Origin of the sequence: Labilibaculum manganireducens, from assembly GCF_002843385.1 — a bacterium.
GTDB classification, from domain to species: Bacteria; Bacteroidota; Bacteroidia; order Bacteroidales; family Marinifilaceae; genus Labilibaculum; species Labilibaculum manganireducens.
Genome location: NZ_MVDE01000011.1, coordinates 84,937 through 100,482, shown reverse-complemented (window position 1 = coordinate 100,482; position 15,546 = coordinate 84,937). Strand labels below are relative to the sequence as shown.

Here is a 15,546-nt window from a genome sequence, read left to right as displayed (position 1 = left end):
GCACAAAAACAGAAGCCTAATTTAAATCATTATATATATGCTGTATATCATATCTTCAATTTTTATTCAAAATCCAGGGAGAATTTTTGTTTAAGTAAGCCTAAAGCGGGATTTTTCTCACACAAATAATTAAATCGATCCGAATCGGTATACATTCTTTTTGCTGTTTTTATTTGAATAATTTCTGTCTCAATCTGAATTTCTGAATTGTTTAATTCTTTTCTCAAATAGTTCCGCACCTCATTTTTCACTGAGACAACATCATCTTCCTGTAAAGGATTACTAACCATCAGAACAACACGATCGTCCCCAACTATTTTAGGCTTATTAACTGTAATAGCCAATCGAATACGATCACTTTTCCCTTTGACAATTATATATTCTTTTAGCTTTGCTTCCAGCTTTTCCTGTGTAATTGGTTCACTACCGGTAATAGCTTCAATAGTACTGACAGCCTTTTTATCTTTGGGTTTGCTTGCAATATTGGTACGCGAAATTCCACTGTTTAAAGCTTGCTTGATAGAGACCGAACCTGCAAAGTTGGATTTTGAAGCAACACCTACGCCATTGCTCTTTTCCTTATTTCCGTTGTAAACACCACCGGTATCGTTTACTGTTTGTATTGTTTGAACATTTGAATTATGAGCAACCACTGCTTTAACCACAGTACCTATGGCCTCTCCATCAACAATTATTTTCTGAAGTTTTTTTTTGTTCAGATTTAATTCAAGTCCTTTTTTTTTTAATTCAATTATCTGTGATAATTGAATTAAGCTTAATTCGATAAGAAGTCTTTGATTTTGACTTGCTTTAAAACCAATATCGCATTGATTTAAGATTTTGAGTGCTTCATATAGAAAATCAAGCGGGCATTTTTTTGACTGCTCAACATATTTTTGTTTTACCGAATCGCTAACCTCAAGCAATTGAACTGTTGCAGGATCTTTTCCTACCAATACATCCCGAATGTGAGCGCTCAACCCGGCAACAAAATGATGTCCGTCAAATCCTTTCTCAAGAATTTCATTGAGCATGAGAAGCACATCACTTACTTTTCCATCCAGAAAAGCATCTACCATTTTAAAATAGTAGTCGTAATCCAAAACATTTAAATTCTGAATAACACTTTCGAAAGAGATCTCTTTACCAGAAAAACTTACAATCTGATCGAAAATAGAAAGAGCATCACGCATAGCTCCATCCGCCTTTTGAGCGATAACATTTAAACCTTCCTCTTCGATTACAACTGATTCCTTTTCTGCAATTTCTTTAAGATGTTTAACTGAATCTTCAACTTTAATTCTATTGAAATCAAAAATCTGACAACGCGACAGAATTGTAGGAAGTATTTTGTGTTTCTCGGTTGTAGCCAGCACAAAAATGGCGTGAGCCGGAGGTTCTTCCAGAGTTTTCAGAAAAGCATTGAATGCCGAAGCCGAAAGCATGTGAACCTCGTCAATAATATATATACTATAATTGCCAATTTGTGGTGGTATTCGAACCTGGTCAATCAAGGAACGAATATCTTCAACAGAATTGTTCGATGCAGCATCTAATTCGTGAATATTGTAAGAGCGGTTTTCATTAAAAGCAACACATGATTCACACGTATTACATGCTTCAAAATCGGAACTTATATTTGAACAATTAATTGTTTTTGCAAATATTCTTGCACAGGAAGTTTTTCCAACACCACGAGGACCACAAAACAAATAGGCATGAGCCAAATGATTGTTTTTAATGGCATTTTTAAGGGTGACTGTAATTGACTGCTGACCTACAACCGATGAAAAAATCGAAGGGCGGTATTTGCGTGCTGAAACAATATAATTCTCCATAAACTCTGACAAAAAACCAAATTGGTTTCATTTTTTTAGAAATTCAAATATACTGAATCAATCTAAATAAAACACCAAAGGAGTTGCAGGATTTTCAATAAAAACGACTAAGCTTCTTATTAAAAGCCTGTTAATCAGGAAATCATATTGAAGATATTTATCTGCACAAAAAAAAGGGATGCAACTTTACAGCGGCATCCCTTTCATATAATTATTTGTATACTGCTAATTTACAGGATCGTATCTTGTTACACGATGCACACCTTTAACACGTTTTAATTTCACAATTAAGGTATCAAGATGCTCGGTACTTGCAATTACAACAGTAACATTACCTACAAAGGATCCTGCGTTTGTATCTACTGAGATGGATCTCATTTGCACCCGAAGGTCTTTAGAGATAACATCGGATATATTACTTACAATTCCCAGCTCATCGTCTCCTGTAATGTGAAGTACGGCTTGATAAGAAGCAGAGCCTTTATCAGTCCAATTTGCTTTTACTACCCGGTACGGGTAGCGCGTTTGCATCTCACTGGCATTAGGACAACCTAATCTGTGAATTCGAATGCCTTTACCGATTGAAATGAATCCGAAAATTTCGTCACCAAAAATTGGATTACAACAATTTGCCAATGAATATTCAACATTTGAAACGTTCTCATCAACAATTAATACGTCTTCACCTTCTTTCGTGATTTTCTTCGAAGAATAATCAGGACGTTCTTCTGGAACAATTTTCTCAATTTCCTTTTTATCAGTAAGAATATCTTTTATTTCAGATAATTCATGCTGTTCCAAGGCTATTCCCTGATACAAATCGGCCGCTATTTTGTACTTATAGAAAGTCATTAACTTTCTAATATTTTCATCACAGAACTCAATTTTCCAATTTTTCATTCTGCGCTTCAGAGTCTCTTTTCCAAGGTCAGCTTCCTTAAGCATCTCCTCTTTTATCGTCTGCCGAATTTTATTTTTCGCTTTTGTAGAAACCACAAAATTCAACCAATCTAATTTCGGTTTTTGAGAATTAGAAGTCGTTACGGAAACCTGATCTCCATTATTTAGAATCTGCTTAATGGATACATTCTTCTGATTGACTGTACCTCCTATGCATTTATCACCAACATCGGAGTGAATCGAATACGCAAAATCGAGTAAGGTTGCTCCTGCTGACAATTGTTTTAAATCACCTTTAGGCGTAAATACGTATATTTCCTTGTGATATAAATCAGCTTTAAAACTATCAATTAAATCGATGGAATCGCTTCCGTGACTTTCAATAACTTCCCGAATATCCTGCAACCATGCATCCAATCCTCCTTCTTCACTTTTTCCACCTTTATATTTCCAGTGAGCAGCAAAACCCTGCTCGGCAATTCGGTTCATCCGCTTGCTGCGAATCTGAACCTCCACCCAACGATTATCAGGTCCCATAACTGTAGTATGAAGAGATTCATACCCATTTGATTTTGGAATGGTGATCCAGTCTCTTAATCGATTTGGATTTGGCCGGTACAAATCACTGACAGCAGAATAAACTTTCCAACATTCAGATTTCTCTTTTTTCGGTGTCGCTTTTAGTATGATTCTAATGGCAAATATATCGTAAACTTCCTCAAACTCAACTTGTTTCTTCTGCATTTTGTGAAGAATAGAAGCGATGGATTTTGTTCGCGCTTTTACTTTGTATTTCATCCCGAATTGATCCAATTCTGCTTTAATTGGATCCACAAAATCTTTAATATATTTTTGTCGTTGCTCCTCACTATCCTTCAATTTCTTTTCAATCTCGAAATAAACATCAGGATTTAAATAACGCAATGCCAAATCCTCCATATCAGATTTTACATTATACATTCCCAAACGATGAGCAAAAGGGATGTAAAGAAATTCTATTTCTTTGGATAAAGATTGTTGTTCCTCTACCGATTTATTCTCCAGATTCCGGAGATTAAACAATCGGTCTGCCATAATGATAAGAACTACGCGCACATCATCGGCAAAGCTTAATAACAGCTTTCTGAAATTCTCTGATTGAAGACTTGGATTTTGATTGTAGATATTGGTTACCTTAACCAAGCCTTGTATGATTAAAGTAACTTTAGGTCCAAACAATTCTGAAATTTCATCTAAAGAAATCCGGTCTTTTTGAACGATATCATATAGCAAAGAGCAAATTACTGAAGTTCTTCCTAATCCTAGTTCCTCAACAACAATTTGAGCTATCGAAATGCTTTTATATATGGCTGGTTCTCCATTCCTTCTTCTCTCACCATCATGATCTTTTAAGCTTAATTCAAATGCTTTTCGAACTAATTTTATATCTGCCCGGGTAACAATATTTTTACACGTAACAAGCAAATGCTTGTACCGATACAAAATCTGTCTCCTCTCTTCTTCCCTGTTGAATTCAGTCATAAATATCTTTCTGATTTTAAGTCTTGCTTTGTTTTGAATTTTGATTAAAACTGATTCTTCATGATCTTTCGGTATTCGAAACAATGATTTCCTCCCATTTTTAAGCACACTAAAAGTATAAAAGCTATTAATGAATGGCAAGCAGGTTAATACTTTTTAACGATTCCAAATTCTTATAATTCAAAGATACTCTTCTGAAGATCTAATTTTCAATCAATTGATAAAATAATACATTTCAAGAGCATAAAAAATGGTCTGATTTGTTAAATTTGTTAGCTTGCGATCAGAAATCATTTTGAAATTTATTTATGTCTTTAACAGATAAAAAAAATATTCTTTTTACCAGATCTCTAAGTTCTGAACACATAATGTATGCTGAAAAACTAGGTCTGGAAGTTACCGCAAAGCCATTTATTCAAATTGATCTCATGCCTCTTTCGAAAGAAAAGACAGATCTGATTAATTCAAAACCGGAATCAAATTGGATTTTCACAAGTCAGAATGCGGTTAAGAGTATTTCAGAAAACCTAAGCTCGCTAATTGCTTTGGAAGAAAAAAAAGTATTTGCTGTTGGAGAAAAAACAGCAGAAGAACTGTTCAAAATTGGAATAGTCGCTTTACTTCCGGAACAACACAACTCGCAATCTTTACTTGAGTTGCTTGAAAAACAAAGCGCCTCCTCTTACATTCATTTTTCAGGAAATTTAAGGCAAAACAGCATTTCTGATTTTATGGCTGAAAAAGAATTTAATTTTGAGGAAATAGAGTGCTACCAAACAAATTTGCATCAACCGGACGTTACTATTACTGATTTTGATGCCATTTGTTTTTGCAGTCCGAGTGCTGTTTATAGTTTTTTCAGCAAATACAAAATAAACGAAACTATTCCCTGTTTTGCTATTGGAAGTACAACCGCAGTAAAACTGCTGGATTTTTCCGAACATGTTGTCATGTCTGAAAATACAAACGTTTATTCCTTACTCGAAATTTGTCACAATTACTTAAATTCATAAAACCTATACAATATGCATCAATACAAAAGAAGTTCCGAATTATTTACAGAGGCCAACAAATACATTCCAGGAGGTGTAAACTCACCGGTTAGAGCATTTAAATCTGTTGGCGGAACTCCTGTCTTTATCAAAAAAGCAAAAGGAAGTATTCTTACCGATGTTGACGGAAATGAGTACATCGATTACATTTCATCGTGGGGGCCCATGATTTTGGGACATGCATACCCAAAAGTAATAGATGCCATCAAAGCAAAGGTTGAAGATTCAACATCCTTTGGTGCTCCAACTGAACTGGAAATTGAAATTGCCAAATTAATTGTGGACATGGTTCCAAATATTAATAAGGTGAGAATGGTTAATTCCGGTACCGAAGCATGTATGAGTGCCATTCGTGTTGCCAGAGGTTATACCGGCCGAAATAAATTTATCAAATTCGAAGGCTGTTATCACGGTCATGCCGATTCATTTTTGATTAAAGCCGGCAGCGGAGCAAGTACCTTTGGGGTGCCAAATTCACCCGGTGTTACTCCAGGCACTGCAAACGACACACTAACTGCCAAGTACAATAACATTGAAGACGTAAAACAATTAGCAGCAGAAAATAAAGGTGAAATTGCCGCTGTAATAGTAGAAGCAATTGCTGGAAACATGGGCTGTGTGCTTCCTAAAAAAGGTTTTCTGGAAGATTTACGCGAATTATGTGACAAAGAAGGAATTCTATTGATTTTCGACGAGGTAATGTCTGGTTTTCGTTTGGGCAAAGGCGGTGCTCAGGAATATTTTGGCGTTAAAGCCGATTTGGTAACTTTCGGTAAAGTTATTGGTGGTGGAATGCCTGTAGGAGCTTATGCCGGACCCGATGAAATTATGAAGGTCGTTTCGCCTGTTGGTCCAGTTTATCAGGCAGGAACCTTATCGGGTAACCCTATTGCTATGATTGCAGGATTAACCCTGTTAAAAGAGCTTAACGAGAACCCTCACTACTTCACTGAACTTGCGGATAAAACAGAATATCTTCACAAAGGATTGGATAAGGTGCTTTCGGAATCGGGGTTCGCTTACAAAATTAACCGTTGTGGCTCCATGATCAGTGTTTTCTTTACGGATATCGATGTAATAGATTTTGAAACTGCTGCAACCGCTAATAACGACAAATTCCCTAAATTCTTTCACGAAATGTTGAAAAGAGGAATTTACCTTCCTCCATCATCATTCGAAAGTTATTTCCTATCTAATTCATTAACTTATGAAATGCTTGACAAGACCATTCAAGCTGCAAAAGATTCACTTGAAGCGATGAAATAGATGTAAGAGATAATTTCACTTTAAGGTTCAAATTCCTTTGTAACCCGATTAAAGTCGGGTTACAATTACAAACCAAAAACTCCAGCGAAATGATTATCACCAAAGAAAGTTTACAGGAAACACACACAAGAATTCAAGAATTCATTCATCGAACACCTGTTATGAGCTCTCAACTCATCAACCAAATTGTTGGAGCTGATATCTATTTTAAATGTGAAAATTTTCAGAAAATGGGCGCATTCAAAATGCGGGGGGCTACAAATGCTATTCTTCAACTATCAGAAACAGAGAAAGAATTTGGAGTTGCCACTCATTCATCGGGTAATTTTGCCCAGGCAATAGCGCTTGCTGCTAAAGTGCAAGGCATTAAAGCGTACATTGTAATGCCTTCGAATGCTCCGGAAATAAAGAAAACAGCTGTAAAAGGATATGGCGGCGAAATTATTGAATGCATACCGACTCTTGAGGCAAGAGAAACTACCTTAAACGAAGTTGTCAATAAAACCGGTGCAGTTTTTTTGCATCCCTACAATGATTATCAGGTAATTGAAGGACAAGCAACTGCAGCAATGGAATTGATTGAAGATCATGATGATTTGGATGCAATTTTCGCTCCTGTTGGTGGCGGAGGTTTACTATCCGGTACAGCTTTAGCTGCACATTATTTTTCGCCAAACACAAAAATAATAGCTGGTGAACCTATGGGCGCTGATGATGCCTGGCAATCCCTGCAAAAAGGTGAAATTGTTCCGCAAACCAATCCTCAAACCATTGCAGATGGTCTGCTAACCTCATTGGGAGATAAAACATTTCCAATTATTAAGGAACATGTTGAAGAGATTATCAGAGTGGAAGAAAAAGAAATAATTGCAGCAATGAGGCTGATTTGGGAGCGAATGAAAAACATTGCAGAACCATCGAGTGCAGTCGCTCTTGCTGCTTTAATAAAAGAAAAGAAAAGGTACAAAGGCCAAAAAGTTGGAATTATTCTTTCGGGCGGAAATGTGGAGTTAAGCAGGTTGCCGTTTTAAGGAAACCAATAATTCTAAATTCAATGGAACTTAAAAAACTACTCGACCCTTTTCCGGCAAAAGAGGAAGCCAGATTGGTTGCTCAAAGTATCGCAGAGAATCCCATGTATATAAACGAACTGTGGGATATTTGTATCAGCAATGAGAAACATTCCTGGCGGGCAACATGGATTTTAGATAAGATTTATGATATTGCTCCTGATCTGGTTCGCCTGTATCTGCCTCAAATGATTGAGCTAGTCCCTACTCTTTCCAACGAAAGCAAATTAAGGCAATATTTAAAACTGATTAGTTTAGAACCTCTTCCAGGCAATGTATCCGGTGATTTTATCAATTACTGCTTCGATGCTTTGATTTCCAGCACATCAGCCATTGCAATTAAGGTGTATGCCATGCAAATTCTATACAATTTTTCTTTACAAGAACCGGATATACAAAATGAATTAGCTCTTGTGATCGAAGAGCAAATGGAAAATGGAAGTGCAGGCTACTGTTCCCGTGCCCGAAAAATCCTGAAAGCTATTTCTACTGTAAAATAATTAATCTTTTCCAGGCCAATATACTGCATCGCAATTGTTTTTTTGTTAAGTTTAAATTCTACTGATTTAAAACGAATTTAAATTTATTAAAAGATGGATCAAACAGTTGAGTTGACAAACATTTCAGATACTATTCGGGCGATATCCAATCGGGACATCGTTAAAATTGCCATTCCTGTTGATATTTATTTACAAGAGGCCGAGAATTTGGCCCTTTGGTGTATCAAAGATCAAATGCAATTAATGAATATTGGAATGTCTGCTGACATAAGTGCTGATCTCAGACTTAGAGCTCAAACATTGCGATCGGCTCAAACCCATTGGATAGAGGAAAAAAATACCGTTTCGGAAATACAACAAAAATGGGAAATTACATCGAAGCAAGCCTGTGTCTTGCAGGATGAACTACTGTATTCATTCCGCTATGCTTTTCGCAATAAACCGAAACTGCTGCCACTGGTAAAGTCCGGTTACAAACGAAAAAAACACACAGTTTTAATTCAGGATCTTTACGACTTATCGATATTAGGGATGAAATACCAGGATTTGCTTATTCCGATTGATTTCGATTTAAATAAATTAAATTTAGCCAAAACCCTGTCGGAACAGGCTGCCGATCGTTTTGCCAAACTAAATTGCCTGCGAATGCAAGGCAACGAATCGAAACTATTTCGCGATAAAGCCTATATCTACCTGAAGCAATTGGTAGATGAAGTTTGTTGTGCAGGAAAATATCTGTTTCGGAATGATCCTAATCGATACCAGGGATACACAAGTGAATTCATCCGTCGTAAAAATAATAATCGCAATCACAAAAAAACAGATTCAGATCAACTTTAAGTTTGCCCTGTTGTGATTTTCCGGCATTATGGCTAAAACAGTCAGCAAACTCATCTGTTTTTAAGTGTAAAGATTACATACATTATCAATCCGCTCAGCTAAATCATCTGCCAGATCATCTTTAGATAGAGTCAAATCATAAAAATTACAATTCAGATCATATTTAAAGCCAATCCGATCAACTATAACAGCATAAAGATCCAATCTTCTATATTATTTATTTGATCGGTATAGTAATATTAATGATCTGCTTTCTTATTTAAATGATCCGATAATGAATTTAGATTATCTGTAAAGCTATATTAATGAATCGCATAACAATATAAGCCATCTGCCAATAAGTTTATAATCCCCGAATGGAATCTAAGCAGCCTAATATATAGAAAACAGCATCAGTAAAAACAAATTGACTAGCCAGATTCCCATGATCTTAACTTAAGGATAGCAACTTGCAGCGATAGGCTTATATGCCAACCTGTTTGTAAGTTCTGGCGATTATTTGGCTTAGTATTTAAAGCAATCTTTATCTGCACAGGCTTGATGTTGATTTTAAAATGGCATTCACAGCAATCAGACTTCCCCATTTTGTATAAGTTTCTCACTCAATTGTAGTAACTTAGGGTATGGACAATTTGTGAAATTTGGTATCTACCTTAAAAGATATGCCATGAAAAAGGAAGAAAAATTATACGAAGTATTTGGAGAATTGCTTTATGCACTGGCAAAAGCAGATGGAGTGATTAAGAAAGAAGAAAAGGAAGCTCTTACGCAGCTGTTGAAGAATCATGCGCTTGGCTCTGAAATATTATGGTCGTTTGAGTTTGAGGAGTCGCACAACTCTTCAGTTGAAGAAATCTATAACAAGGTGATTAATTTTTGTCATGTATATGGCCCGGCTCCGCAATACGATGAATTCATTACCGCCATGAAGATTGTTGCTGATGCCTCTGATGGAATGACAGCAAAGGAACACAAATTGATTAATTCTTTTTCGGAAGATTTAATGGAAAGATTTCAACGTGACATTGATAAACTAAAACAATTCAAAAAAAAGGAATACAGGTAATTCCATTGTTTCAAATAATTGCATAAACCACCTGCAGGTGGTTTTCTTGTTTTTTATAAAAATCCTGCCAAAACGGCAGCTCCGTATGCACCTACAAACTGAGGAGATGTTGGAACAATCAGATCATCTCCAAAAGTCTGTTTCAAGAGATGTATCATACATGCATTATTTGCAACACCACCGGCAAATAAAATTGGAGTTTTTAAATCCTGACGTTTAATCATTCCAACAGCACGGCGGCACACCGATTGATGAACAGCCAATGCAATATCAGCCCGCAGACAACCTTTCGCCAAAAGAGAAGTAACCTCCGACTCTGCAAATACGGCACACATGCTGTTAATTTCTATTCCCTCCTGTCCTTTTAATGCTTCCAAACCAAGGGTGCTTTGCTGATAACCAAGACTTACTGCCATCAATTCAAGAAATTTACCGGTACCTGCAGCACATTTATCATTCATCTCAAACTTAAACACTTTTCCATTTTCATTCAAAGAAATAACCTTGGTATCCTGCCCTCCAATATCAAGAATTCCCCGAACACCTGGATGCAATGTCGCCGCTCCTGTTCCATATGCCTTAATTTCCGTTATGGTCGGATAATCGAAGGCAATCTCAAGACTTGCGCGGCCATAACCTGTGGCCATCACTTTATCGAACGAAATATCAGCAATTAATTCCTGAACACGCTCCACCGGATTGTAACCAGATTCGGACTGCCTGCTCACAACAACCTCTCCGTCTTCAATCACAACCAACTCTATGCTTCTGGAGCCAATATCTATTCCGGCATGTCTCATTCCAATAATATTGTATCTTATTTCTGATGCAAATAAAAAAAACTGAGAATGCTGCAGCCCTCTCAGTTTTTATATTTCAATTCTATTTATTTTATTATTTCAACAAATGCTTCTACACGAGTTGACAATTGTCCCATATCTTCCTGACTGTAATCTGTCTCAAGTCTCAATACGGAAACACCATCTTTTTCCAAGGTTTTTTCAACAGAGAAAGATTCCATAATATAAGGCTGACAGAATTGAAGTCCGTAATGAATCACACCGTCGGCATTTGTATTTTCAGCCATTTCTTTGATGTGCTCTACGCGCTCCTGATTTGGTGTAAATACTGCACAATCAATTTTAAAATAACGATCAACAACAGCATCAATAAGGCCATCAATTGTATCTGCAGAAGCGTCGGTTGTATTTCGCTGACCTCGCTCACCAATACATGATTCTTCGCCAACAATTACAGCACCTGCAGCTTCGATTACAGCAGGAACTTTCCAATTTGGAATTGCCATAGGACAACCGGAAATAACTACACGGGGAGCGTTTTCAACTTTTACGCCTTTCTTTTCTTTTACCAGCAATTCCAGTTCATCACATAAAACGTTTACTTTCTCAGTAAAACGAACCGGATTATCCAAAAAAGCAATTTGGTTGATTAATAAAGCATCTAATCCGGAAATTGGACTTGGATTGGCCATGCGAAGTTTAGACAGACGGGCTAATGCATTTCGCTTTGCATTTACAGCAGCAATTCCTTGTTTTAAATCTTCCAAACCGATTCTTTTGCCTGTCATTTCCTCTAACTTAGCAATAAAAGCCTCATATTCATGCTTTAATAATTTTCTTGCCATTGGAGCCTTGTTTTGAGGAAGATCCATTTGAAAGAAATTTGGCACCATCTGACTAAATATCTCGAATGATTTTTTCTTTCCATCGCAGGTATTTTCCCCTACAATAAGGTCTGAAACTTCCATATATGGACAAACCTTACCTAATTTGAAACCAAAGAATGATTTGATTAACGAACAAGTATTACGAGGCAGTACCTTCTCAACTTCTTCCTGAGCAAAATCAGCTCCGGCACACAATCCTACAGATGTGCAACCTGCTGCAAGTACAAGCTCTTCAGGTACAAAAACGCAAAAAGAACCAATTATTTTTCGCCCTGCCTCCTGCTCATCACGCAACTCCTGAATTCTTAACCCGTGAGCTTCGCTCATCACAAAATCGAAATATCCCATTCCTTCCGGACGATGTTCCTGCGACATGAAAATGGATTGGTACGCGCCACCTAAATTCTCCAGTAAAGCATCATGATTATCAAGGTTTAAGCCAAGATCAGTCCACATTTTTGTATAATCTGCCATTGTTATTCTATTTTATTGATTTTCGGCTGCAAAAGTAGAAATCATAAAACCCCATTCCTAACTACCTGATAAGTTTTTCAACATAAATTTATTTGTTTTAAGATCAACTACTGATATAAACTAAATTAATCAGTAAACTCCCATTTGTTTAATCTAAATCCAAACAAAAAAGAGGTGCCAATACTGACACCTCATTCTATATTTTCATTCGAGAGTTTATCTTCCCCAATCAGATTCTTTCACCTTTTTCACAAGATACTCCACGTTTTCAACCGGTATTGAAGGCAATAGCCCGTGTCCCAAATTGAAGATCCATTTGTGATCTTTTCGTCCATAATTCAGGAAGTATTCAAATTCCTGATCGATAGCTTGTGGTGCAGCCTCCAATATACGAGGATCAAAATTCCCTTGCAGAATCATTTCTTCGCCAACAATTCCTCTCACCTCATGCAATGGCATTTGCCAATCAACACTTACACAATCGCATAAATCGTAGTTCACCATATTGATACCTGTTCCCAAACCTTTTGGCAGGTAGATGGTTTTCACTCCTGTTTCACGAACTGCACCTAAAATAGCCTTAACGGATGGTAAGAAAACCTCTTTATACAATTCCACAGGAATTAATCCGGCGTGGGTTTCAAATAACTGAAATGCCTTAACACCATGTTCAACTTGCTTTAGCGCATAGTGAATACTCATTTCTGTAATTTTAGCAACCACCTTCTTCATTAGTGCTTTATCACGATAGATTGCAGGAACAAAATCAGGGAAATTCTGATTCCGACTGAAACCTTGATACATATAACACAAAGTAGTTAAAGGACCTCCACAAAATCCAATTAATGGAATTTCGTTTGGCTTGGTTTCTAAAATGCGGTCAATCGCTTTATAAATATGCTCAAGTTTTTCAGGCTTGTCGGATAAAAATGACAGAGGATCCGCAACATCTTTTAAGGCTGTTGCAAAACTGGGACCCTTTCCTTCAAAACTCAATTCCATTCCTAAAGCTTCCGGAATCACCAAAATATCAGAAAACAAAATAGCAGCATCTACCCCCAAATCATGAATTGGTAACAAAGTAACCTGAGCTGCCAATTCCGGATTCTCCATCATTTCCTTGAAACCATATTTCTCGCGCAATTTCATGTAGGAAGGAAGTACCCTGCCCGCCTGACGCATGAACCACACTGGTGGTCTCTCTCTCTTAATTCCGTTAATTGTATCTAAAAAAATTGATTGACTCATACTCCAGTAATCAGTAAATAGTTAGTAGTAATTAGTATCGTAAAATAATAAGGCAGAATTAATTCAATTCTCAATAACAGCTTACATCTTACCATTTAAAATATCTGCAACCTCTTTAGCGTGATAAGTTATAATGATATCAGCTCCGGCTCTTCTGATTGAAGTCATAATTTCCATCATTACACGCTTGCCATCAATCCAATCGTTAGCTTCCGCAGCTTTCACCATAGAGAACTCACCACTTACATTATAAGCCGCCACAGGAATATTAAATTCATTTTTCACTCTGTAAATCACATCAAGATAACTCATAGCAGGCTTTACCATTACAATATCAGCTCCTTCAGCAATATCCATCTCAACTTCACGAATGGCTTCATCGCTGTTTCTAGGATCCATTTGGTAGGTAGATCTATCTCCAAATTTAGGTGCGCTATCGGCCGCATCTCTAAACGGACCGTAAAAGCCGGATGCATATTTTGCAGAATAAGCCATAATCGGCATTTTCTCGAAACAATTCTCATCCAAAGCTTTTCTCATGTATCCAATTCTTCCATCCATCATATCACTTGGCGCCACCATATCAACTCCAGCTTCAGCCAAAGAAACAGCTTGTGCAGCCAATGTCACCAATGTCTGGTCGTTGTCAACATCACCATCAACAATAGTTCCGCAATGACCGTGAGTTGTGTATTCGCAATTACAGATATCAGCGATGATATACATTTCCGGGTAAGTTTCCTTAATGGCACGGGTAGCTTTTTGTACAATACCATGCTCGTGTGCTGCAACAGTTCCATCTTCATCTTTCGACTCAGGAATACCAAAAAGCAATACTGATTTTACGCCCGACTCCAATAATTCGCCACACTTTTTCACTAACATATCTACCGATAACTGATTGTTTCCCGGCATGCTTTTAATCGGATTTTGAACATTTTCTCCCGGACAAACAAAAAGGGGCATGATTAAATTATCAACAGAAAGAGATGTTTCTGCAACCATGTTACGAACTACTTTGCTATAACGCAATCTTCTTAATCGTGTCTCTGGGAAAAGAGGTCTTAAACTCATAATGTTGTATTTTTTGTATTTGTGTATAAATTAGTTGTCAATTTAAGTATATCAATCCTTTTGATAAATTATCACCAAAAATTAAAGATAGAAATTTATTCCTTTTTCTTTACAGATTGATTTCATCTTAATGGCTAATTCTTTCGCATTCTCAATCGATTCTTCTACAGAAACTTCAATTCCTTCTGCAATGAACTGGTTCGTTTTTAAATCACCTACAATGGCAACCATATTCAAAATATTGTCTGAAACAACAGCATGTGCAGCCAAAGGAAATTTACATCCCCCTTCTATTTCAGCCATAAATGCCCGTTCGGCTTTAACTGCAATTTCGGTATCACGATGATTCACCTTTTGAAGTATTGCAATTGTTTCAGGATCGTTACTCCGGCACTCAATTGCAATTGCACCTTGTCCTATGGCAGGAATGCATAAATCAATATCCAGAAGCAAATTCTCGTCATATTCTTTACCCATACGGTTTAAGCCTGCTGCAGCCAAAATAATTGCATCGTATTCACCATCCATTAGTTTTTGAAAACGACTGTCAATGTTTCCTCTGATTTCTTTAAACTCGATATCCTTACGGAGGTTAGCAAATTGAACCCTTCTTCTTGGGCTTCCGGTTCCTAATACAAATCCTTCCGGCATATCTTCGATGGAACTTCCGTTACGGGTCAAAAAAACATCACGTGCATCTTCACGCTCGGGAAAAGCAGCCAATTGCAACCCCTCAGGGTGTGCACTCGGAACATCTTTTAAACTATGAATTGCAATATCAGCTTCATTTTCCAACAAAGCATGTTCCAACTCCTTTACAAACACACCAGTACCACCAAACTCTGTTAAAGAACGATTTAACACCCGATCGCCCTGAGTGCTGAACTTTTTCACTTCGAATTCAATTTCAGGATTGGCATTTCTCAGTAATTCCACAGTTTGCATGGTTTGGGTGTAAGCAAGCAAACTAGGACGGGTGGCAACAACTATTTTCATTTTAGAAATCATAG

The 15,546-nt window shown here is 37.1% G+C and carries 13 protein-coding genes; 6 read left to right on the top strand and 7 right to left on the bottom strand.

What is annotated here, in order from left to right; translation table 11 throughout:
• Positions 1–62: 62 nt before the first annotated feature.
• Positions 63–1,838 (bottom strand): DNA polymerase III subunit gamma/tau, encoded by a 1,776-nt coding sequence (locus BZG01_RS09250; protein ID WP_101309549.1) that lies wholly within the window; start codon positions 1,836–1,838, stop codon positions 63–65.
• Between the two features lie 225 nt (positions 1,839–2,063).
• Entirely contained in the window at positions 2,064–4,259 is a 2,196-nt protein-coding gene (locus tag BZG01_RS09245) for a RelA/SpoT family protein (protein WP_101309595.1), read from the bottom strand.
• 308 nt (positions 4,260–4,567) lie between these two features.
• Between BZG01_RS09245 and BZG01_RS09240 the strand changes: the two genes are divergently transcribed.
• From BZG01_RS09240 to BZG01_RS09215, 6 genes are all read left to right on the top strand, one after another.
• Entirely contained in the window at positions 4,568–5,272 is a 705-nt protein-coding gene (locus BZG01_RS09240; protein ID WP_101309548.1) for a uroporphyrinogen-III synthase, read from the top strand.
• A 12-nt stretch (positions 5,273–5,284) separates the two neighbouring features.
• Positions 5,285–6,577 carry a glutamate-1-semialdehyde 2,1-aminomutase gene (hemL, locus tag BZG01_RS09235; RefSeq protein ID WP_101309547.1) on the top strand — a complete coding sequence of 431 codons (1,293 nt, stop codon included), beginning with the start codon at positions 5,285–5,287 and terminating at the stop codon, positions 6,575–6,577.
• Positions 6,578–6,666: 89 nt separating this feature from the next.
• Positions 6,667–7,608, top strand: a complete 942-nt coding sequence (locus BZG01_RS09230; RefSeq protein WP_101309546.1) for a pyridoxal-phosphate dependent enzyme — start codon at positions 6,667–6,669, stop codon at positions 7,606–7,608.
• Between the two features lie 23 nt (positions 7,609–7,631).
• Positions 7,632–8,147, top strand: a complete 516-nt coding sequence (locus BZG01_RS09225; RefSeq protein WP_101309545.1) for a hypothetical protein — start codon at positions 7,632–7,634, stop codon at positions 8,145–8,147.
• A gap of 93 nt (positions 8,148–8,240) precedes the next feature.
• Entirely contained in the window at positions 8,241–8,987 is a 747-nt protein-coding gene (locus tag BZG01_RS09220; RefSeq protein WP_101309544.1) for a hypothetical protein, read from the top strand.
• 667 nt (positions 8,988–9,654) lie between these two features.
• Complete coding sequence (locus tag BZG01_RS09215; protein ID WP_101309543.1) at positions 9,655–10,053, top strand: permease; 399 nt, start codon at positions 9,655–9,657, stop codon at positions 10,051–10,053.
• Between the two features lie 53 nt (positions 10,054–10,106).
• Here the strand turns inward: BZG01_RS09215 and BZG01_RS09210 are convergent, their stop codons facing one another.
• The 5 genes from BZG01_RS09210 to hemC all read right to left on the bottom strand — a co-directional run bounded on the left by BZG01_RS09210 (position 10,107) and on the right by hemC (position 15,544).
• Positions 10,107–10,853 carry an acyl-CoA dehydratase activase gene (locus BZG01_RS09210; protein WP_101309542.1) on the bottom strand — a complete coding sequence of 249 codons (747 nt, stop codon included), beginning with the start codon at positions 10,851–10,853 and terminating at the stop codon, positions 10,107–10,109.
• Positions 10,854–10,939: 86 nt separating this feature from the next.
• Positions 10,940–12,214 (bottom strand): double-cubane-cluster-containing anaerobic reductase, encoded by a 1,275-nt coding sequence (locus BZG01_RS09205; RefSeq protein ID WP_101309541.1) that lies wholly within the window; start codon positions 12,212–12,214, stop codon positions 10,940–10,942.
• 216 nt (positions 12,215–12,430) lie between these two features.
• Entirely contained in the window at positions 12,431–13,462 is a 1,032-nt protein-coding gene (gene hemE / locus BZG01_RS09200; RefSeq protein ID WP_101309540.1) for a uroporphyrinogen decarboxylase, read from the bottom strand.
• An 81-nt stretch (positions 13,463–13,543) separates the two neighbouring features.
• Positions 13,544–14,536, bottom strand: coding sequence for a porphobilinogen synthase (hemB, locus tag BZG01_RS09195; protein WP_101309539.1), 993 nt, complete (start codon positions 14,534–14,536; stop codon positions 13,544–13,546).
• Between the two features lie 81 nt (positions 14,537–14,617).
• Positions 14,618–15,544 carry a hydroxymethylbilane synthase gene (hemC, locus tag BZG01_RS09190; RefSeq protein WP_101309538.1) on the bottom strand — a complete coding sequence of 309 codons (927 nt, stop codon included), beginning with the start codon at positions 15,542–15,544 and terminating at the stop codon, positions 14,618–14,620.
• Positions 15,545–15,546 lie beyond the last annotated feature (2 nt).